Below are 21,406 nucleotides of genomic sequence, written 5' to 3' on the forward strand. Positions count from 1 at the left end.
GCCCGGCAGAAGATCGTCCAGACTCAACGCAAACAATGCGCTCTGACCGCGACCTTCGCCGGTGATATGGCCCATAAATAAAATGCCCTCGGGGTCTGCCAGGGCATTCTTGCTTGCGACCGCTTCAGCGTCTATGTGTCAGATGAGTTTTGACACAGCCTGTAAGCACGGCTTCTTTTGGCATGACGCGCAGGCAGAGTGACCAGCCTCCGCCTGCCACTTTACGCGTAACTGACGCCGGTAATTTCGTAACGCCTCACACCATTGGGTGCCCTGAACTCGAAACTGTCACCCGCGCTTTTACCAATCAGCGCACGCGCGATAGGTGACGACACTGCAATCAGAGCCTGCTTGATGTCCGCCTCGAGATCGCCAACGATCTGATACGTCACCGACTCTCCGCTGTCTTCGTCTTCCAGTTCCACTGTGGCACCGAACACGATCTTGGTACCTTGGTTAAGACGCGAAACGTCGATCACCTCAGCGGTGGAAAGCGCTGCTTCAAGCTCGTTGATACGCCCCTCGATAAAGCTCTGCTGCTCGCGTGCGGCATGGTACTCGGCGTTTTCCTTCAGATCGCCATGCGCTCGCGCTTCCGCAATCGCGGCGATAATCCTGGGGCGCTCGACCGATTTCAGACGCTCCAGCTCAGCACGCAGACGTTCCGAACCGACCTTGGTAATAGGGGCGCGACTCATGCGTTCAACTCCTTATGCAATTCCTGCAGGCTATGCACCTCGCCGCTGTCATGGAAATCCAGCGAATGGACCAGCGCGCGCGCGCCTGCAACCGTAGTGGAATACGTGACGCGATGCTGCAAAGCCTCGCGCCTGATCGAAAACGAATCTGCGATCGCTTGCTTGCCTTCAGTCGTATTGACGATATAGACGATCTCACCATTCTTGATCAGATCGACGATATGCGGACGGCCTTCCAGCACCTTGTTGATGCGTTCGCACTGCACCCCATGCGCAGTGAGATAGCTTGCCGTACCCGATGTAGCCACCAGCGTGAAGCCGCGTGACGCGATGTCCACGGCAACTGGCAGCAGGCGATCCTTGTCCGCATCGCGCACGGACACGAACACCTTGCCCTGGGGCGGCGTCTTGATGCCCGCCGCATCGTGGCCACGTGCAAACGCTGCGCCAAAACTGCGACCCACACCCATCACCTCGCCGGTGGAGCGCATTTCCGGGCCAAGGATCGGGTCGACGTTCTGAAACTTCAGGAACGGGAAGATCGCTTCCTTCACCGAGTAATAGCCTGGAATCACCTCGCGCGTGGTGCCCTGCTCTGCCAGCGTACGACCCGCCATGCAGCGCGCGGCGATCTTTGCCAGCGGCACGCCAATGGCCTTGGACACGAATGGCACCGTGCGTGAAGCGCGTGGGTTTACTTCGAGGATGAACACTGTCTCGCCCTGGATCGCGAACTGCGTGTTCATCAGGCCGATGACTTTGAGTTCCTTCGCCATCAAGCTCACCTGACGGCGCAGTTCGTTCTGGATCGACGGCGACAACGAATACGGCGGGAGCGAGCAGGACGAATCGCCCGAATGCACACCCGCCTCTTCGATGTGTTCCATGATGCCGCCGACCAGTACATTGCCGTCACGGTCCGCAATGACGTCCACATCAACTTCCACCGCATGGTCGAGGAAGCGATCAAGCAGTACCGGAGAATCGTTCGAAACCTGCACGGCTTCGCGGATATAGCGCGACAAATCCGCATCGTCGTAGACCACTTCCATCGCGCGTCCGCCAAGCACATAACTCGGGCGCACTACCAGCGGGTAGCCGATCTCGCGCGCAAGAGCCAATGCTTCGTCGGCATTGCGTGCGGTACGGTTCGGCGGCTGGACCAGACCCAGCTTGACGATCATCTGCTGGAAACGCTCACGGTCTTCGGCCAGATCGATGGAATCCGGCGAGGTGCCGATGATCGGCGCGCCCGCAGCTTCCAACGCACGCGCGAGCTTGAGCGGCGTCTGACCGCCGTACTGCACGATCACGCCCTTGGGCTTTTCGAGGTCGACGATTTCCAGCACGTCTTCCAAGGTCAACGGCTCGAAATACAGGCGGTCGGAGGTGTCATAGTCCGTCGACACGGTTTCCGGGTTGCAGTTGACCATGATGGTCTCGTACCCATCCTCGCGCAGTGCCAAGGCGGCATGCACACAGCAATAGTCGAACTCGATGCCCTGACCGATGCGATTCGGACCACCGCCCAGCACCATGATCTTGTCGCGTTGGGTGGGGTTGGCTTCGCACTCTTCCTCATACGTCGAGTACATATAGGCCGTGGTCGTCGCAAACTCCGCCGCACAGGAGTCCACGCGCTTGTATACCGGACGTATCCCCAGCGTGCGCCGCAAATGGCGGATGGCCGCTTCATCGGTGTTCGTGAGTTCAGCCAGGCGCGCATCAGAAAAACCAAGCCGCTTGAGTTCGCGCATGCGTGGCGCATCCAGCGCAGTAAGGCCCTGCTCCTGCACAGCCTTTTCCATGACCACAATATCTTCGAACGCAGCGAGGAACCACGGATCGACCCGGCTCAGATCATGCACTTCTTCCAGTGACAGTCCGGCGCGGAATGCATCAGCCAAGTGGAACACGCGGTCGGGGCGCGGTTCACGTAGCTCGCGCTTGAGCGTGGCCAAGCCGTCTTCATTGGCGATATCCAGGCCAGTAGGGTTCAGTCCCGTCTTGCCAATTTCCAGGCCGCGCAGCGCTTTCTGCAGCGATTCGTGGAACGTCCGGCCAATCGCCATCACCTCGCCGACCGACTTCATCTGCGTCGTAAGGCGCGCATCGGCCTGCGGGAACTTCTCAAACGCGAATCGCGGGATCTTGGTGACAACGTAATCAATCGCTGGCTCGAACGACGCCGGCGTAAGGCCACCGGTGATGTCGTTTTTCAATTCGTCCAGCGTGTAGCCGACCGCCAGTTTTGCCGCGATCTTGGCGATCGGGAAACCCGTGGCCTTCGATGCCAGGGCTGATGAACGCGACACGCGCGGATTCATCTCGATCACAACCACACGGCCGGTCTCGGCATTCACGCCGAACTGCACATTGGAGCCGCCGGTATCCACGCCGATCTTTCGCAGCACCGCAATGGAGGCATCGCGCAAGCGCTGATATTCCTTATCCGTAAGCGTCTGCGCTGGAGCCACCGTGATCGAATCGCCCGTGTGCACACCCATCGGATCGAGATTCTCGATGGAGCAAACAATGATGCAGTTGTCCGCTTTGTCGCGGACCACTTCCATCTCGAATTCCTTCCAGCCGAGCACGGATTCCTCGACCAGCACTTCGTGCACGGGTGAAAGCTCCAGTCCGCGCTTGACGATTTCCTCGAATTCCTCGCGGTTATAGGCGATACCGCCACCCGAACCGCCAAGCGTAAAACTAGGCCGGATGATGGTCGGATAGCCGACGCTCACCTGAATCTCTACAGCCTGTTCAAAGCTCCTGGCAACGGCGGCACGCGGACAGTCAAGGCCGATCTCCGACATCGCTACGCGGAACAACTCGCGATCTTCTGCCATGCGGATTGCTTCGCGCGATGCACCGATCAATGCCACACCGTATTTTTCGAGTACGCCATGATCGGCAAGATCCAGCGCGCAATTGAGCCCGGTCTGGCCACCCATCGTCGGCAATACCGCATCCGGGCGCTCCTTGGCGATGATGCGCTCCACCGTCTGCCAGTTGATCGGCTCGATGTAGACGGCATCCGCCATCTCCGGATCCGTCATGATCGTGGCCGGATTGGAGTTCACCAGGATGACGCGGTAGCCCTCTTCCTTGAGTGCCTTGCACGCCTGCGCACCGGAGTAGTCGAACTCGCACGCTTGACCGATGACGATTGGACCGGCACCGATGATAAGGATGCTCTTGATATCAGTACGCTTGGGCATCTCAGCGAGCCTCCTGCATCAGTTTGGCAAAACGATCGAACAGATAACCGATGTCATGAGGACCCGGACTGGCTTCAGGGTGCCCCTGGAAGCAGAAAGCAGGCCGATCAGTGAGCGTGAACCCCTGTAAGGATCCGTCGAACAACGACGTGTGCGTTACCCGTACATGAGGCGGCAAGGTCGATGCATCTACGGCGAACCCGTGGTTCTGCGAGGTGATCAACACACGGCCATCGTCATGATCCTTGACCGGATGATTCGCACCGTGGTGGCCAAACTTCATCTTCAAGGTCTTGGCGCCCAGCGCCGCCCCCATGATCTGATGCCCCAGGCAAATGCCGAACAACGGAATCTTCGCGTCCAGGAAACGGCGCGTTGCCGCAATGGCGTAATCGCAGGCCGCAGGATCACCAGGGCCATTTGAAAGGAAGACTCCGTCCGGCTTCATCGCCAGGACTTCCTCTGCCGGTGTCTGCGCAGGCACCACCGTGATCTCGCAGCCGCGTTCGGCCAGCAGACGAAGAATGTTGCGTTTCACGCCGAAATCGTAGGCCACGACGTTGAAGCGCTTGTCGGTTTCATGGAAAACGGTGCGATCGAGATCGTAGATGCCCTCGTTCCAATTGTAGGGCTTGTTGACACTGACCACCTTGGCCAAGTCCATGCCATTCAAGCCGGGGAAAGCGCGTGCCGTGGCAAGCGCAGCATCGACGTCAATCGATTCCCCCGCCACGATGCAGCCATTCTGGGCACCTTTGTCGCGAAGGATACGCGTGAGCCGACGCGTATCGATACCCGCAATCGCCACGATGCCGTGCCGCTTGAGGTAGTCGGGGAGCGTCTCGCTGCTACGCCAGTTGCTGGCTCGTCGCGGCACATCGCGTACGATCAATCCGGCCGTGTGCACCGCAGTGGATTCGGCATCCTGCTCGTTACAGCCGGTATTGCCAATATGAGGATAGGTCAGCGTGACGATCTGCCGGGCATAGGAGGGATCGGTAAGGATCTCCTGGTAGCCCGTCATCGCTGTATTGAAAACTACTTCGCCGACTGTTTCGCCAGTCGTGCCTACGGAGTGGCCGTAAAACACGCTGCCGTCTTCGAGGGCAAGCAGAGCGGGATGAGGCATGGAAGGGCCGCCTTTTAGGTACAGCAAGGTCCGCAAGCCGCGTGAAGCAGGCTTGTGGACCTTGGGTCAAAGAAAGTCTTGGGCGGGTTGAAATGATAGGCGTCGAGCGACTTTATGTCCACCAGCGCGACGATGGCGAAACCGGTCACTTCACGGCACATACACATACAGCTCGCGCTAGACTGACAGCCACTTACACAGGGAAGCTGCCGAATTTCATGAATGCCATCGTCCTGCTGGATCCAACCCGGCTTGATCGTCCGGATACGGAAGTACGAGAACACCCCTTTCCATTCATGATTGCTCATGGCCAATTGCCGGACGAAGCGCGCAGTGAGCTGGACCAGGATTTCCCCAAGTACGCCAGCGCCGGCTTCTTTCCTTACGACCCGGTGGACTGCGGCCCCTCCGTCAACGCACTGGTCGCGCAAATGACCACGCCGGCGTTTGCCAGTGCCGTGGGGCGTCACCTCGGCATCGAAAACCTAGGAAAGTATCCAACACTTGTGACGCTATGCCGCGCCTTGAACAAACGCCATGGCACCATCCACACCGATAGCCGGTCCAAGGTCGCCACCGCCTTGCTTTACCTGAACCCGCAGTGGCCCGACACCAGCGACGGCTGCCTGCGCTTTCTCAACCGCATTGACGACATCGATGATCTGGCCGCGCCAGAACTGAAGCCACTCTATGGCGAATTTGCCGTCTTCAAGCGCTGCGAAAATTCCTTCCACGGGCACTTGCCCTATGAAGGCGAACGTCGTGTCATCCAAGTGGCATGGTTGACTAGCGAGGAAGAAAAACTGCGTAAAACAAAACGCGGCAAATTCTCGCGCGCTTTCAAAAAATTGTTCGGCGCACTGGACCGCAAGCTAGGCGCCGGGCGCGATCGCAGCGCCGCACATAGGAACTAAGCCATCTGCAAAGCGGGATGTCATGCGAATTTGCACGCCATAAGCATCGCAAACACGATATAGAGCAAACCTACCGGCACCAGCTTGCGTCCGTCTACACGACCACGGCGGAACAACTGCCACAGATAAACAATCGCAATAATCGTCACGATACCCGCGGCGATCAGCGGTAGGTCGAAAATCCAGGGCGTCGTAAATAAAGCGAGCGCACTGGGAATCGTGGCCTGGATCATCATCGCCCCGGAAATGTTGGCCAAGGCGAGCCGCTCTTTGCCCTGTCGCACCCAAATCAACGCATTCATCGTCTCCGGCAATTCAGTAGCCACTGGGCTAAGCACAAGCGCAACCACATGAGGTGGCAAGTGCATCGCTATCCCGATGGCTTCAATCTGTGACACAAATACCTGTGAGGCTGCAGCAATCACTAGCAACGCAAGCCCGGTCTGCAAAATCACGGCCAGCATGGAAGGTGTCTGCGCACGCGGTTGGCATTTCAGCGGCTCGAGTTCTTCGTGATCCGCAACGTCATCTGGCTCTTTCAACTCGCGCCAAACGTACAAGCCATAAGCGGCCAAAAACGCCAGGCCAAGCCATGGCTTCAGGGCAAAGGCGATGAGGCCGAGGCTGCACTTCACGACAAAGATCGAAAGAAACCACCACTGATCTCGCGCGAGTCGTGCTTCGCGCACCTGAACGTGCATATCAGTACGGCGCAAGCGATGGCGATTACCCCATAACGCCAGCCCCACCACTGCATAAGCGACCGTGGCCAGCACCAGCGGCCCCCCAAGCGCCGCGCCTACACCGATATCGCGCACGGCAGCTGTACGCCCCATGACAACGGCAACAAAAGTGACTGCGCTTTCCGGCAATGCCGTACCGAACGCCGCCAATACCGTCCCCGTCGCGGTTGCGCCGAAGTTGAGCTTCTGACCAAGCCACTCGATGCCGTTGACGAAGTACTCACACGCCACGTAGATCGCCGCGGCGGAAAGCAGGAACAGCAGAGCGGTAAGGAGCATGGACGATTCCGGGGCCGGGCGAGCGAAAACCGATGGCACACGTATGCAGCCCGCCCGGCCTGGGTGAGCCACATCTCGTGGCCAAAGGTCTCGCCGGACCATCGCAACCGATGCAGCTGCGATAACCATCCGCGCCATGAAGCAAAGCTTCAAGTGTGTTGACGCGGATTCCTCGGCACATGCACGCCTGACGGCTATGCTTGGCGAGGATGGCTACTCCCCAATGACAACGCCGCGCATGCTACAGGCTTCCACGCATGCGAACAACGACCGTGGCGCAACAGGCGCCTGCATCACCACTACCCCAAGGCATGGCTGCGATCGACCAGCAGATCGTCGATGCTGTAGCTGCCGGCTTCGCGCCCAGCCAACCATGCAGCGGCTTCGAGCGCGCCACGCGCGAAGATAGAGCGGTCCGTCGCGCGGTGCGCCAGCTCGACGCGTTCGCCATGACCGAACAGGAAAGCCGTATGCTCACCCACGACATCGCCGCCGCGCACAACGGCAAAACCAATACTGCCGGGCCGCCGCGCACCTGGCCGCCCCTCACGCGCGTATATCGCGTCTTTCGCCAAGGTCGTGCCACGCGCTTTTGCCGCGGCGTGTCCAAGTGCGAGCGCTGTGCCCGAAGGGGCATCTTCTTTGCGCTGGTGATGCACTTCGACAATTTCCAGATCCCAGTCGGGCAACGCCGCGCTAGCCTCACGCAGCAGCCGTGTCAGCACGGCAACGCCAAGACTGAAATTGGCGGCGTGCAGAATAGGGATACGCTTGCTGGCTTCATCGAGCTTTGCTTCCAACGCAGCATCGATACCTGTGGTTCCGGTGACCAGAGCGACATCATGCGCCACGCAATAAGCAAGGGCGGAGGCCAGTCCATCCGGGCCACTGAAATCGACAACGGCATCCACTGCGGCATCGCCCCATTTGGCGGAGTAACGCAGTGAGTTCGCTGGCCCGCTAAATACCGCCATGTCAACGTGTACCGATCCAGCAGAAACCAAAGCCTGGACGAGTTCGAATCGCTGGTCTTCGTGTACCAGCGCGAGCAGTGCTCGCCCCATACGACCGGACGCACCATGGATGGCAAGACGAATAGGTAAGGCCACGCGACTATCCTCGATTTCTGGTTCGTTTCGCTTGATCGAAATGCAGATTCAGGATGTCACTCGCGACCAGAACTGCCTGACGCCATCCACCCATGTCTTCGCGCGCGGTGTATGCCGGTCGTCCTCTTCGAACGTCGCTTCCAATTTTTCCATCAACTCGCGCTGCTCACGCGTCAGACGTACCGGCGTCTCCACCACGACCCGACAGATCAAGTCACCCGTGCGCCCGCCACGCACCGACTTGACGCCGCGCCCGCGCAACGTGAACTGCTGTCCCGTCTGCGTTTCCGGTGGGATGGTGATGGATACTTCACCATCCAATGTCGGTACTTCGAGCTCGGCGCCAAGCGCTGCCTGCGAAATACGGATCGGCACTTCGCAGTACAGATGATTGCCATCGCGCTGGAAAATGGCGTGTTCGCGCACGCGCACTTCCACATAAAGATCGCCCGCTTCGGTGCCGGCTGGCCCTGCCTCGCCCTGCCCCGCCAAGCGAATACGATCGCCGTTGTCGACACCGGCAGGAATGCGTACCGATAAAGTGCGGGTTTCTTCGAGACGCCCCTCGCCATGGCACTCCTTGCAAGGCTTTTCGACCATGCGACCACTGCCGCCACAATGCGGACAGGTCTGCTGAATCGAGAAGATGCCATTCTGCATGCGCACCCGGCCATGACCGTGACAGGTTCGGCACTGCACCGTCTTGCCGTCTTCCGAGCCACTGCCATTGCAATGATGGCAATTGACCTGGGTCGGAACATCGAATTTCTTTTCGATCCCGAACACAGCCTCTTCGAGATCCAGTTCCATGATGTAGCGCAGATCCGCGCCCCGGCGCGAACGTGCGCGCCCGCCACCAAAGATATCGCCGAAAATATCCCCGAAAATATCGCCCATGTCGCCGAAGCCTGCTCCGCCTCGGCCACCGCCCATACCCCCTTCGAAAGCGGCATGGCCATATTGATCGTACATCGAGCGCTTCTGTGGATCAGACAGAACGTCGTAGGCCTCCTTGGCCTCTTTGAACTTCTCCTGGGCATGCGGATCATCCGGACAACGATCCGGATGGTATTTCATCGCCAGTCGACGAAAAGATTTTTTCAGGTCCGCTTCGCTGACCGAACGTTCGACACCCAGGATTTCGTAATAATCACGCTTGCTCATTGCTTGATCCGCGATTCGATGCGCCGATCGGGAATGAACCAGATCGCAGCCACCGTGGCATAAAGTAAACACGACACCCACGGCGCCACGAACGCCAGCAGGATGCCACTCAAGTAAATGGCGACGGCGAGCTTACCTTTCCAGTCACCGCCTACTGCCTGGGCCAACAGAGAAGATTTGCCGCCGTTGGCCTGGATCAGGGTGTACTGCAACGGCATCCAGGCCATGGCGCACATCAGCAGCACGAAACCATAGACTGCCACGGGAAGCCGGGCAAAGTGGTTCTCGCCCATCCATCCGGTGGTAACCGGCATTAGCGACAGCCAGAACAGCAGATGCAGATTGGCCCAGAGCACACTGCCGCTGACCTTTTCGGAAGCATGCAGGAAATGGTGGTGGTTGTTCCAGTAAATGCCGACATAGATGAAGCTAAGCACATAGCTCAGAAACACCGGCCACTGATCTCGCAATACATCCCAGCCATCGCCATGCGGCACCTTCAGTTCCAGCACCATGATGGTAATGATGATGGCAAGCACGCCATCACTGAAGGCTTCTAGCCGCCCCTTGTCCATCGTTCCCCTCCAACGGCAACGAGCGCCCCTCAGGGCGCTCGTTGTTCAACTCCCGCATGATCAGGACGACTTGCCGTCATTCTTCACTTCGGTGAACTCGGCATCGACCACGTCGTCCGGCTGCGCGGAACCGCCCGGGCCGGGGCCATGCTGCTGTGCTCCTGCATCCGCTTGACCACCCTGCGCCGCGGCATACAACGACTGAGCCACTTGTTCCAGCTTCTGGATTTTGGACTCGATCGCTGCCTTGTCATCACCATCCTTGACCTTTTCCAGATCGGACAGCGCGCCCTCGATTGCACTCAGCTGATCGCCCGGCACCTTGCCGCCATGCTCCTTGAGCGCACTGCGCGTGGCATGCACCAACTGATCGGCCTTGTTGCGCGTACCCACCAGCTCGTGGAACTTCTTGTCCTCTTCCTTGTTCGCTTCTGCGTCCGCGACCATGCGCTGGATTTCTTCATCCGACAGACCGGAGCCGGCCTTGATCTCAATGCGCTGCTCCTTGCCGGTTTTCTTGTCCTTCGCCGACACATGCAGGATGCCGTTGGCGTCGATGTCGAACGTCACCTCGACCTGCGGCATGCCGCGCGGAGCGGGCTCGATACCCGCAAGGTCGAACTTACCCAGCGACTTGTTCGCGCTGGCGCGCTCACGCTCACCTTGCAATACATGCACCGTCACAGCGGTCTGATTGTCTTCGGCCGTGGAGAACACTTGCGAGGCTTTCGTTGGCACCGTGGTGTTCTTCTCGATCAGCTTGGTCATCACGCCGCCCATCGTTTCGATACCCAGCGACAGCGGGGTCACATCGAGCAGCAGCACGTCCTTGACCGAACCACCCAGCACGCCACCCTGGATGGCCGCGCCGACAGCAACCGCTTCGTCGGGGTTGACGTCCTTGCGCGGCTCCTTGCCGAAGAAATCCTTCACCGACTCCTGCACCTTCGGCATACGCGTCTGGCCACCGACCAGAATCACTTCATTGACGTCGGAAACGCGCAGGCCCGCATCGTTCAGCGCCGTACGGCACGGTTCGATAGTGCGACGAATCAAATCTTCCACCAGGGCTTCGAGCTTGGCGCGCGTCACCTTGATGTTCAGGTGCTTCGGTCCGGAGGCGTCGGCCGTGACGTACGGCAGGTTCACTTCCGTCTGATGCGAGGACGACAGTTCGATCTTGGCACGCTCGGCCGCATCCTTCAGTCGCTGCAAAGCCAACGGATCCTTGCTCAGGTCAATGCCCTGGTCCTTCTTGAACTCTTCGATCAGATAATCGATGACGCGCTTGTCGAAGTCCTCACCACCCAGGAAGGTATCGCCGTTGGTGGCCAGCACTTCGAACTGCTTTTCGCCATCGACTTCGGCGATTTCGATGATCGACACGTCGAACGTGCCACCGCCGAGGTCGTACACCGCGATCTTGCGATCGCCGCCTTTCTTATCCAGACCATAAGCCAACGCAGCCGCGGTCGGCTCGTTGATGATGCGCTTGACGTCCAGACCCGCAATGCGGCCGGCGTCCTTGGTTGCCTGGCGCTGGCTATCGTTGAAGTAAGCCGGCACGGTGATCACTGCTTCGGTTACCGGCTCGCCAAGGTAATCCTCGGCCGTCTTCTTCATCTTCATCAGCACTTTCGCAGAGATCTCCTGCGGTGCCATCTTCTTGCCATCGGACGTCTGCACCCACGCGTCGCCGTTATCGTGCGCAACGATGCCGTACGGCACGATGTGAAGGTCTTTCTGCACTTCAGCGTCTGTGAACTTGCGACCGATCAGGCGCTTCACCGCGTAGAAAGTGTTCTTTGGATTGGTCACGCCCTGACGCTTAGCGGGGGCGCCGACCAATACCTCGCCATCCTTGGTGAACGCAACGATCGATGGCGTCGTACGATCGCCCTCCGCGTTTTCGATCACTTTGGTGGTACTGCCATCCATGATGGCCACACACGAGTTGGTCGTGCCCAGGTCGATGCCAATGATCTTGCCCATGTTCAATGCTCCGGAATCTCGCATGCGGCCCCTCGGCCGCGAATGCTTGTCAGATGGGGTTCTGGCGAAAGTGGTTCAATACCAGCTATACCCCGCAGTACTGAAATTGCAGGTACCGTTCAGTCGTCCTTGGCCACGGCCACCAGTGCCGGGCGCAGCAATCGATCGTTCAATACATAGCCTTTTTGCAGCACCGTCACCACGGTGCCAGGCGCCTTGCCGGGCGCATCGACCATGCTCACCGCATGATGTCGCTCCGGGTCGAGCGGTTGATCGATCGGATCCACCTGAACCAACCCGTTGTTGCCTGCGATACGCAGCAATTCTTTAAGCGTGAGGTTGAGGCCTTCACGCATCGCGGCGATCTCTCCGCCCTCGATCGCCAAGCCGCGCTCCAGGCTATCGTAGACAGGCAGCAAGTCATTGAGCAGCTTTTCGTTGGCAAAACGACGCGCCTGTTCCAGGTCGCGATGCAAGCGCCGACGCTGATTTTCCAGCTCGGCCTTTTCACGCAGTACTACTTCGCGAAGCTCGTTATTGGCCGCTTCCAGCTCGGCCACCTTGGCCTTGAGTGCCTCAAGCTCGTCGCTCTGCGGATTAGGCGCGCCCGTCACAGGCGTTTCGTTCGGCGATGGCGAATCGCTGTTATGCATGCATGGCTCCAAACATCATCTGGGCCGGCATTGCTGCCGACCAATCGAAAAATTTGCGGGTAAACCCGCCTCCCGCAGCGGTTATAAGGCCGTAGCGGCGCGATTCAAGGCTTCGCTCAGCAATCCTGCCGTGGCCTGCACCACGGGAATCACGCGCTCGTACGCCATCCGGGTGGGGCCGATGACACCCACCGCCCCCAACAAACGTCCCTGCGCCCCATAACTGGCTGTGACCACGCTACAACCGTCCAGCGCAGCAAAACCCGATTCTTCACCGATAAACAAGCGCACACCCGGAGCTTTGGCACAAGTCTCCATCAGCTGAAGCAGCTCATTCTTCTTCTGGAACGCCTCGAACAGATCGCGCAGCCGATCCAGATCAGCCAGTTCCGAGTACGCCATCAAATTGGTCTGGCCGCTTACCAATACATCTTCGTCCTGGGGTGCAAACGACGCTGCCGCCAACTCGACCGCCCTGGAGAGCAAATGATGTAGCTCGCTGCTGGCCTCACGCAATTCACGCAGCAAGTGCGCGCGTATATCGTCAACGCGCAAACCCACGAAATGCTCGTTGATGTAATTGGCCGCCTGCTCCAGCTCCTTTCCGTCCAACGACTTGGCAAGCTGGATCACGCGGTTCTGCACCTGATTGTCGGAAAACACCAGGATCACCAGTACGCGCGCGTCTGGCAAAGCTACAAAATCAATGTGGCGCAGGGGAAAATCGGTTTGGCGCGGCACCGTTACCACCCCCGCGAAATGCGTCATCGCAGACAGCAGCACCGAGGCATTGCCCACCAGATCGCGTACCGTCGTCGGTCCTGGGGGCAGTTCGCGCTGCAGACGTACCATCTCGTCGCGCGGCAGCGGTTGCAGTTCAATCAGGCTGTCCACGAACAATCGCAGGCCGCGCGGAGTCGGGATGCGCCCCGCCGACGTATGCGGCGAAGCAATCAGCCCGGCCTCCTCCAGGTCAGCCATGACGTTACGGATCGTCGCCGGGCTCACATCAAGGCCGGACGAACGCGATAACGTGCGTGACCCGACAGGCTCTCCATCGGTCAGATAATGCGCGATCAGCGTCCTCAGCAGCCGCCGTGCGCGTATATCGAGTTCATGACCGTGGTGGGAAGACATTCGCTGTGGCAATCCATGAGACGGCTAAGAAATAAGGTTTGCCGAGAAAGAATGCAAGAAAGGGGCCGGACAAGGGGGAGCCGGGCACCGGCAGCCCAAGCACTGGTCCCCTCTGCCCTCCTTCTCATCGGCCAGTCCGCCTCACGATTTAGCTTGAACGCTCCGCCCCGCCCCATCACCCGTCATCTTGCTACTCACCGTCCGTTCCTCACCTTACAATTCCACGAACCACTGCCGCCCTGCGCCATGCTCACCTCCCTTTACGTCCGCCATCTCGCCGTCGTCGAAGAAGCCGACATTACTTTCGGCCCAGGCTTGACCGTCGTCAGCGGAGAGACCGGCGCAGGCAAGTCCTTGCTGGTCGACGCCTTGATGTTGCTTGCAGGTGCGCGCGCTGACAGCGGCATCGTCCGTGCAGGTAGCGATCGCGCGGAACTGGTCGCCGAATTCGATCTTGCGGATCTTCCCGAAGCGAAGGCGTGGCTCAAGCACGAAGAATTGGACGAAGACAGCGCCTGCCAGCTTCGCCGCGTCATCCGTGCCGAGGGCAGTTCACGCGCCTGGATCAATGGGCGCCCGGCCACCATTGGCCAGATGGGCGAACTTGCCACGCTGCTGGTGGAAATCCACGGACAGCATGAGCACCAGGCCCTGCTTGAGCGCGCACATCAATTGAACCTGCTCGACGCCTATGCCGACAACGACGTACGCGTCAAACAGATCCGCGATCTTGCCCTGCAATGGCGCGAACTCGGTGCGCGCATTCGCCAGCTCAGCGGTGGCGAAGACCGCGAGCAGCGGCTCGAACTCTTGCGGCACGAACTCTCCGAATTGGAAAAATGGGCGCTGCCTCCCGCTGAACTGGCTGAACTGGAAAACAGCCATCGTCGCCTAGCCAATGCCAGCAAACTGACGGAAGGCATCACCGGCGTCGTGGAACTGCTCGATGGCGACAGCGAATTCGCGTTGCGCAGTTCACTCGGACGTGCCCACGCCGAACTAAGCAGGCTATCCGCATTGGATGATCGCCTCGCCCCTCTGCTTGAGCTGCTCGACAACGCCCAGATCCAGCTTCACGAAGCGGTGGACGGTATGGGTCGCTATGCGCAGGACGTCGATCTTGATCCGGAACGTTTTGCCGAAGTCGATATGCACCTGACTCGGCTGCACGAACTTTCCCGCAAGCATCGTTTACCGGCGGCCGAGCTTGACGACAAACGCGCCGCGCTGCAAACCGAACTGACCGACCTGGAAAACGCCGGCGACATACTGGAGCGACTTGCAACGCAACGCGATCAGTTGCGCCACGAATACGACAAAGCCGCCGAAGCCTTGAGCAAGGCGCGCCAGACCGCCGCCAGGCGACTTGGCAAGGAAGTCAGCGCATTGATGGGCGATCTCGGCATGGCCGGTGGGGTGCTGCAAGTAACCCTGGAACCCACCGAGCACAGCGACCCTGATCCACAAGGCTGCGAACGCTGCGAACTCTTGGTCAGCGCCAACCCTGGCCAACCACCTCGCCCTTTGCGCAAAGTGGCATCGGGCGGCGAATTGGCCCGCATCAGCCTGGCAATCGAAGTCGCCACCTTGGGTAAAGACACCATCGGCAGCATGGTTTTCGACGAAGTCGATACCGGTATCGGTGGTGCCGTCGCCGAAGTAGTCGGCCAAAAATTGCGCGCGCTCGGCACGCGTTGCCAGGTGTTATGCGTCACCCATCTTCCGCAAGTGGCGGCGCAAGGTCACGCCCATTTGCGCGTAAGCAAGCACGCTTCCGGCGGTTCGACCCATACACGCATTGAAGTGCTGAACACCGAAGGCCGCCGCGACGAACTGGCCCGGATGCTGGGCGGCGTGGAAATCACGCGAGAAACGCGCGCTCACGCAAAGAAGATGCTCGAACGGGCGCAAACAGCTTGACTGCTGGCGAGCTCACAAACAGTCAGCGCCTCTCATCACGGAGCTAATCCACAGAGCGCCGTCACACCCGCGAAAGCGGGGTATTCATCTTCGCTTTTGCGCTACACCACACCCTGGATGCTCGCTTTCGCAAGCACGACTGCCACGCAGAAAGGCGCTTAACCCCTTGCCTCACCTGGGGCCTGTTTACACTACTGGCGTAGCACGCGTTGCCGTTGCGTAGCCGTCAGGTGGTAGAGCGTGGCGCAGGCTTGGCTGGCTACCAGGTCAAGCCGCGCTGCCGCATGGCGGCTACGCAACAGCAACCCAAAGGGCTGGGTCTGTTTGCTCGCCATACCGCGCCATCGCTCAGTTGTGGACCAACGTACACGCCTCGCGCTTCCTTGGTCTGGCGAGCAAACAACTCCCAGCGCGAGCCACGCCAGTAGTGTCAACAGGCCCTAAGCAAGCCAGCACAGCTCAAGAGCGGATCGGCAACAGCCCGCGCTCGCTGGCGATGCGATAAAGATCCAATTCTGATCCTGCCCCCAATTTGCCCATCAGGCTGGCGCGGTGGATGTAAACCGTCTTCTGCCCAATGCCCAACTCGGCAGCCACCTGCTTCGGTGCCCGCCCGGCCGCCAGCAGCAAGAACACTTCATGTTCACGCGCAGTAAGGCGATCAATCGGATCCAAGGTATCGTTTGGCCGTTCTGCACGCCGCTGCCGCAAATCCGAACTCAAGAACTGCTCACCACGCATCACTGCACGCAGGCCAGCTATCAACTCTTCCGGCGCGGCGCCCTTCGTCACGTACCCGCTCGCACCACGCCGCAATGCTTCCGATACATAGGGCTCGCCATCGTGCATGCTCAGCACCACGATACGCGTGCCAGTGGCGACGCTGCGCAAGTGCTCAATCAAGGGCAAACCGCTGCCATCCGGCAGTGACAGATCCAGCGCCACCAAATCGGGGCGCCGTTGACTGATCGCCTCCACCGCATCGTCGGCGCTACGACACTCGGCCACCACCTCAAGATCAGGCTCCATCTCGATCAGCCGCTTGAACCCCTCACGGACAATGGCGTGGTCGTCTACCAGAACGATACTGTGCATGCCGTCACTCTATCAGGGGCGAGGGAACATAAGGGAGCAGCGACTTTCTGTCCTGCCCATCCCACTTAACTAAAGAGAGTGCCGCCCAAAAGTCATCCCGACGCGCAGTGCGTGCTTACCCCCACATCCCGCGCTGGGCAACCTCAAGCCATCAATGTTGCTGCTCTCAGTAGGACCCCTTCCGTCCCATCATCGCCCCCAAATGAAGAGAACACGGGCTTGCAAGCATCACGAATTGCCCACCGCTCGCTAACATCCACGCATGCGACTGAAATCTTCCCTGCTCAACTCCGCCCCGCTTGCCGCCCTCGGCTACGGCCTGCTCTGGGTGCTGTTGTGGCCCACCGCCCAGCCCGATTGGACCTTGCAATTTGGCCTGCGTTTCGGCGTGCTGTTGCTCGCTCCGTTGAGCTATTGGGGCTGGCTCATTGGTGCCGAACTGATCGCCGCCGGGCTGATCGACTACCTGCACGGCTATAGCTTGGGTTGGCATGTCTTTGTCTACGGCGACCTGCCCCAGCCGCTGATCGTCGCCTTATGTCTGGGCATGCTGCGCCGAGCCCATCTGCGACCCAGCTTGCGCGATCCGGAAGAAGTATCCCGATTACTGCTTTCCGCAGGTTTCACCGCCGCTGCCGCCACCGCTACCGATGCTGTGATGCTGGCGCTGATATACGCGCTACCGCCGTCCGGTCTGCTGCAGGCCCTGGGCAACGAATTGCTCGGCAACTACGTCGGTCTGTTGCTGTTGGTACCGCCACTGATCATGCTGTGGCGTGCGCGCCCTTCGAAACAGGAGATGTCCGAGCTACTGATGGACGGCCTGTTAGTGATGCTCCCCGCCCTGGTGATTCTGCTGATTCTGACCGAACAGGCCGCACCACAACGGGAGTTTGCCCGTGTGCTTTCGCTGGCTCCGGTGTTGTTCTTCGCTTTTCGCCATGGCTGGCGTGGCGCCAGCCTTTCCATGCTGGTATCCAGCCTCGGCATCACGCTAGTGGACCAGGTCTTTATTCATGTGACACCCACCGCGTCGTCGCACATGTTCCTTGCCGTAGCCGGAACGGGCGCGCTGATGCTTGGCTCCGCCACCGACGCCCTTCGCCGCAGCAGCGCACGCATGGCGGAACAGAATGTCTACCTCGCCGCCGTCAATCGCCGCCTGGATCACCTCGCTCGCCAGCTGCGTGACGCGGCGCGCGGCAACATGCAAGCGGAGGAAAACCAGCGCCGACATATGGCGGCCGAACTGCATGACGAACTGGGCCAGAACCTCACCGCCATCCAAACACACGTCAAGCTGGCGCAAAACCGCCTGCAGCAAGCCGGCCTGGAAGACATCGGTACCTCGATCAACATCATCCTTGGCCATATGCGTCGTGCACTGCATCGCGTACTGGATGACCTTCGTCCTGCGGTGCTAGACGAATTCGGCCTGATGCGCGCCTTGGACGAAGGACCCATCCGCGATCTGCTCGCCACCGCCGGCATGACTTACTCCACCGAATTGCACGGCGATCCCCGGCTCATCGAAGAAGACATCCGCACCGCCATCTACCGCCTGGCACAGGAGAGCGCTACCAATGCGGTAAAACACGCCCAGGCAACCGAATTCCGCCTGCGTCTGCGCATCGGCGAGCGTGCCGGCGTAGCCCTGACTTTATTGGATATCCGCGATAACGGCATCGGCCTTCCCCACCGCATACCGCATGGCGGTAGAGGTCTTCAAGGCATGCGGGACCGTGTCACCTCGCTGGGCGGACTGTTCCGTCTACGCCCCGATCGACAGGGCGTCCATCTGCGTATATTGCTGCGCAGCAGCATATCTCGGCGTGAAACTAGTGACTTGTGACACTGTAACTAGGAAATTTTCCAATACCGACTTCGTAAAGGCTTCGTTACGATCGTCCCATCGATGTGGGGGAGCCGCCGTCGCAAGACGGTGAGCACGAGCCAGCCGTGGGGACGGCGGGCTCGAAGAATGGCAGGGAGCCATTCCGCCGGAGTCTGGACAAATGCGCGTATCTCGAGCAACTCGAATACAAAGCAGGTCAAGAGACAACGGATAAGCCGCAGGGTAGACAGGAGTCTTCCCGCGGCTTTTTTTCTGCCCGCAATACTTGCTGCCTTCTAGCGAATCCCTTCGCCTTCGCCCCTGGGAACGACGGACAGCGATCGCCATAGTTGTAGTTGCTCCCGGGCCACTCCGGATAAATCGCCGTCGCGCCAGCGAAAGCCATGGTGCAGACCTCGCTCATGCCCCCGAGCCATTGGCTCCCGGCTTTTGCCAGGACGACAGATCAGGAATAGATCAGCACATCAGAAGATCGACACCTGCATTGCCCGGAGTTCAACCCGCGGAAAAGGGTGCCCGCCTGCCAGACAGCCCCAACGGTGCCCCCTTACTTCTTCTTGATCGGCTTCACGTACAGCACCAGGCTGTGATCCTGGATCTCATAGCCGTGGCGAGCGGCAATCTCGCGCTGCAAGCGCTCGATCTCTTCGCTAACGAACTCGACAACCTTTCCGCTGTCCACATCGATCATGTGATCGTGGTGCTGACCGCGATCCAGTTCGTACACCGCCTGGCCGCCCTCAAAGTTGTGCTTGCTGAGGATCCCGGCGGCTTCGAACTGGGTCAGTACCCGGTACACCGTAGCCAGGCCAATATCTTCCTGATAAGCAAGCAGCTTCTTGTAGACGTCTTCAGCGGTAAGGTGCCGGATGCCGTCTTCCTCGAAGATCTGGAGAATGCGCATCCGGGGGTGCGTGACCTTCAGCCCGGCCTTACGGAGTTCTTGAGTTTCCTGCTCCATCGCAAGCTCCCGGTACACAGTGGGATCAAACCATTAGTGTATCATCCGATACCTTCACGATCCGGACGCAACACGAATGCAAAAGCTGATTCGCACGCTGGGCTTCGCCACGCTGGCACTTTCCCTGGCCGGCTGCCATCTCGTCTATACACCCGACGTGGCCCAGGGCAATCTTTTCGACAAGACCATCGACAAGAACCTTGCCGACCAGCTGAAACCGGGTCTGACCAAGCGCCAAGTGCTCGTGCTGATGGGAACGCCGTCCGTCGCTACTCCCTTCGACCAGAACCGCTGGGATTACGTCTCCACCTACTCGCATCGCGGCGAGAAGATGAAGGTCAACTCCCTCAGCTTGTTCTTCAATAACGACGTGCTGGTTCGCACACAAGGCACCATCTACTTCCAGGATGCGCAGAAGCTCGTCCAGCAGAGCAACAAGTACAAGACCAACTACAACGTCAACGACACCTCCGGCGACAAGAGTTCCGGCGGTAGCGATAGCGGCAGTGACAACGGTGGCGGCGATAGCGGCTCGAACTAATCGACCGCCGGTTTAACCCGCGCGCCGACGGCGCGCATCCTTCGGATCAAGCGTAAGCGGCCGGTAGATTTCCACCCGGTCGCCCTCCTGCAACACCGTTTCCGCTGACACGCGTCGGGCAAAAATACCCAGGCGCGACGGATCGAAAGCCACCTCGGGCATCTCCTGCAGAATGCCCGACTGTTCCACCGCCTGAATCGCCGTACTGCCTGACTCCATCGTCAAACGGCGCAGCACCTGCCGTTCCGGCGTGGCGCAAACCACCTCCACCGTGATGCGATCAGGCATATACCTTATCCGCTTCGCGGCAAAAATCGTCCACCATACGGTTGGCCAACCCCTGAAAACCCAGCTTCAACGCCGTACCGCCCAGGCGGCCGGCATAATCGAAATCCAGCTCCAGCGCCACCTTGCAACCATCCGTGCCCAGCGGAATGAAATTCCAAAGACCCTCCAAGGTGCGCAGCGGACCGCTCACCAGGCTCACTTGCAAACGGTGTGGACGATCAATCGTGTTGCGTGTGGTAAAGCTGTGATGAAACCCGGCAAACTTGAGATCCAGCCGCGCCACCAACATGTTATCCGCACGCTCGATCACCTCAGCGTTGGCACACCAGCCGAAGCGCTTTGGGTATGCTTCAACCTCATTCACCAGGTCGAACATTTGCACTGGCGAATACCTCACCAGAGCACTGCGGCGGATTTCGATCACGGTAGCCTCTTTTACACAAATCCAGGTCGAGCCCGCGTACAGGCGACCTGCATGGGGCAATAAGCCCAAAGTTTAACGGACATGTCAAAAGCGAAGGACAAGGAAAAGAAAAACGCCGGCGGCACCATCGCCCTTAACAAGCGTGCCCGCCACGAATACCACATCGACCAGCGCTACGAAGCAGGCGTTGCCCTGCAAGGCTGGGAGGTAAAAGCCCTGCGCGCCGGCCGCATCAACTTCGGAGACGGCTACGCCGTGGTGCTCAAAGGGGAAATCTACCTCGTTGGCACCTCCATCCCTCCGCTTATCAGTGCCTCTACCCATGTGGTGCCGGTCGACCGCCGCACCCGCAAGCTGCTGTTGCATCGCGAGCAAATCGACCAACTCATCGGTGCCGTGGAACGCAAGGGCTACACCCTCGTGCCCATCGCCATGTACTGGAAAGGCAACAAGGTCAAAGTGGAGATCGGCCTGGCGCGCGGCAAACAAGCCCATGACAAACGCAACACGGAGAAAGAGCGCGACTGGCTGCGTGAAAAACAGCGCACCATGCGTGCTCACAATCGGGCTGCCTAACCCATGCAGTGCGTGATCAAGCGATAAGCGATGCGTAAACCGCACGGCGTCCCGTCCATCCACTCAACCCATCTTGATGGCACCCACGCAACCACCATTTACCGGTCCACCCGCAACAGCTCATGCTAA

Annotated in this window: 20 protein-coding genes and 1 riboswitch; of the genes, 5 read left to right on the plus strand and 15 right to left on the minus strand. The window is 59.5% G+C overall.

What is annotated here, in order from left to right; translation table 11 throughout:
* Positions 1-221 precede the first annotated feature (221 nt).
* The 3 genes from greA to carA are packed head-to-tail and all read right to left on the minus strand — an operon-like array spanning position 222 to position 5,051.
* Positions 222-698 (minus strand): transcription elongation factor GreA, encoded by a 477-nt coding sequence (gene greA / locus AC4HNJ_RS18270; protein ID WP_490481038.1) that lies wholly within the window; start codon positions 696-698, stop codon positions 222-224.
* Complete coding sequence (gene carB / locus AC4HNJ_RS18275) at positions 695-3,922, minus strand: carbamoyl-phosphate synthase large subunit (RefSeq protein ID WP_490481039.1); 3,228 nt, start codon at positions 3,920-3,922, stop codon at positions 695-697. Before carB ends, greA begins: the two co-directional genes overlap by 4 nt.
* Position 3,923: 1 nt before the next feature.
* A complete protein-coding gene (carA, locus tag AC4HNJ_RS18280; RefSeq protein WP_490481040.1) occupies positions 3,924-5,051 on the minus strand; it encodes a glutamine-hydrolyzing carbamoyl-phosphate synthase small subunit in 1,128 nt (375 codons plus the stop codon).
* Positions 5,052-5,269: 218 nt separating this feature from the next.
* On the opposite strand from carA, the gene AC4HNJ_RS18285 reads away from it, so the two are divergent.
* The gene (locus tag AC4HNJ_RS18285) at positions 5,270-5,965 is read left to right on the plus strand and encodes a 2OG-Fe(II) oxygenase family protein (protein ID WP_490481041.1); all 696 of its coding nucleotides are present in this window, start codon (positions 5,270-5,272) and stop codon (positions 5,963-5,965) included.
* A 20-nt stretch (positions 5,966-5,985) separates the two neighbouring features.
* Here the strand turns inward: AC4HNJ_RS18285 and AC4HNJ_RS18290 are convergent, their stop codons facing one another.
* From AC4HNJ_RS18290 to hrcA, 7 genes are all read right to left on the minus strand, one after another.
* Complete coding sequence (locus AC4HNJ_RS18290) at positions 5,986-6,987, minus strand: sodium:calcium antiporter (protein ID WP_490481042.1); 1,002 nt, start codon at positions 6,985-6,987, stop codon at positions 5,986-5,988.
* Between the two features lie 95 nt (positions 6,988-7,082).
* Positions 7,083-7,228: riboswitch (yybP-ykoY riboswitch) on the minus strand.
* A 58-nt stretch (positions 7,229-7,286) separates the two neighbouring features.
* The gene (gene dapB, locus AC4HNJ_RS18295) at positions 7,287-8,096 is read right to left on the minus strand and encodes a 4-hydroxy-tetrahydrodipicolinate reductase (protein WP_490481043.1); all 810 of its coding nucleotides are present in this window, start codon (positions 8,094-8,096) and stop codon (positions 7,287-7,289) included.
* Between the two features lie 48 nt (positions 8,097-8,144).
* Positions 8,145-9,260 carry a molecular chaperone DnaJ gene (dnaJ, locus tag AC4HNJ_RS18300; RefSeq protein ID WP_490481044.1) on the minus strand — a complete coding sequence of 372 codons (1,116 nt, stop codon included), beginning with the start codon at positions 9,258-9,260 and terminating at the stop codon, positions 8,145-8,147.
* Entirely contained in the window at positions 9,257-9,835 is a 579-nt protein-coding gene (locus AC4HNJ_RS18305) for a TMEM175 family protein (RefSeq protein ID WP_490481045.1), read from the minus strand. Before AC4HNJ_RS18305 ends, dnaJ begins: the two co-directional genes overlap by 4 nt.
* 60 nt (positions 9,836-9,895) lie before the next feature.
* Positions 9,896-11,827, minus strand: a complete 1,932-nt coding sequence (gene dnaK / locus AC4HNJ_RS18310; protein WP_490481046.1) for a molecular chaperone DnaK — start codon at positions 11,825-11,827, stop codon at positions 9,896-9,898.
* Positions 11,828-11,946: 119 nt separating this feature from the next.
* Positions 11,947-12,480, minus strand: coding sequence for a nucleotide exchange factor GrpE (gene grpE / locus AC4HNJ_RS18315; protein ID WP_490481047.1), 534 nt, complete (start codon positions 12,478-12,480; stop codon positions 11,947-11,949).
* Between the two features lie 81 nt (positions 12,481-12,561).
* Positions 12,562-13,617, minus strand: a complete 1,056-nt coding sequence (gene hrcA / locus AC4HNJ_RS18320) for a heat-inducible transcriptional repressor HrcA (protein WP_490481048.1) — start codon at positions 13,615-13,617, stop codon at positions 12,562-12,564.
* 246 nt (positions 13,618-13,863) lie between these two features.
* Here hrcA and recN point away from each other — a divergent pair, with 246 nt between their 5' ends.
* Positions 13,864-15,537: a DNA repair protein RecN gene (recN, locus tag AC4HNJ_RS18325; RefSeq protein WP_490481140.1), complete on the plus strand. Its 1,674-nt coding sequence runs from the start codon at positions 13,864-13,866 to the stop codon at positions 15,535-15,537.
* A 191-nt stretch (positions 15,538-15,728) separates the two neighbouring features.
* Here the strand turns inward: recN and AC4HNJ_RS18330 are convergent, their stop codons facing one another.
* A complete protein-coding gene (locus tag AC4HNJ_RS18330) occupies positions 15,729-15,872 on the minus strand; it encodes a hypothetical protein (protein ID WP_490481049.1) in 144 nt (47 codons plus the stop codon).
* A gap of 124 nt (positions 15,873-15,996) precedes the next feature.
* Entirely contained in the window at positions 15,997-16,632 is a 636-nt protein-coding gene (locus AC4HNJ_RS18335) for a response regulator (RefSeq protein WP_490481050.1), read from the minus strand.
* A gap of 262 nt (positions 16,633-16,894) precedes the next feature.
* On the opposite strand from AC4HNJ_RS18335, the gene AC4HNJ_RS18340 reads away from it, so the two are divergent.
* On the plus strand, positions 16,895-18,484 hold the full coding sequence (locus tag AC4HNJ_RS18340; RefSeq protein WP_490481051.1) for an MASE1 domain-containing sensor histidine kinase: 1,590 nt from the start codon (positions 16,895-16,897) through the stop codon (positions 18,482-18,484).
* 550 nt (positions 18,485-19,034) lie between these two features.
* On the opposite strand, the gene fur is transcribed toward AC4HNJ_RS18340, so the two are convergent.
* Positions 19,035-19,448 (minus strand): ferric iron uptake transcriptional regulator, encoded by a 414-nt coding sequence (gene fur, locus AC4HNJ_RS18345; protein WP_490481052.1) that lies wholly within the window; start codon positions 19,446-19,448, stop codon positions 19,035-19,037.
* A gap of 76 nt (positions 19,449-19,524) precedes the next feature.
* On the opposite strand from fur, the gene AC4HNJ_RS18350 reads away from it, so the two are divergent.
* Positions 19,525-19,989, plus strand: coding sequence for an outer membrane protein assembly factor BamE (locus AC4HNJ_RS18350; protein WP_490481053.1), 465 nt, complete (start codon positions 19,525-19,527; stop codon positions 19,987-19,989).
* 12 nt (positions 19,990-20,001) lie between these two features.
* On the opposite strand, the gene AC4HNJ_RS18355 is transcribed toward AC4HNJ_RS18350, so the two are convergent.
* Positions 20,002-20,277 carry an RnfH family protein gene (locus AC4HNJ_RS18355; RefSeq protein ID WP_490481054.1) on the minus strand — a complete coding sequence of 92 codons (276 nt, stop codon included), beginning with the start codon at positions 20,275-20,277 and terminating at the stop codon, positions 20,002-20,004.
* A complete protein-coding gene (locus AC4HNJ_RS18360; protein ID WP_490481055.1) occupies positions 20,270-20,701 on the minus strand; it encodes a type II toxin-antitoxin system RatA family toxin in 432 nt (143 codons plus the stop codon). The genes AC4HNJ_RS18355 and AC4HNJ_RS18360 overlap by 8 nt, the downstream gene beginning before the upstream one ends.
* Positions 20,702-20,782: 81 nt before the next feature.
* Here AC4HNJ_RS18360 and smpB point away from each other — a divergent pair, with 81 nt between their 5' ends.
* Positions 20,783-21,277 carry an SsrA-binding protein SmpB gene (smpB, locus tag AC4HNJ_RS18365; RefSeq protein WP_490481056.1) on the plus strand — a complete coding sequence of 165 codons (495 nt, stop codon included), beginning with the start codon at positions 20,783-20,785 and terminating at the stop codon, positions 21,275-21,277.
* Positions 21,278-21,406 lie beyond the last annotated feature (129 nt).

The sequence above is a fragment of the Dyella sp. SYSU CM1112 genome, assembly GCF_058216415.1.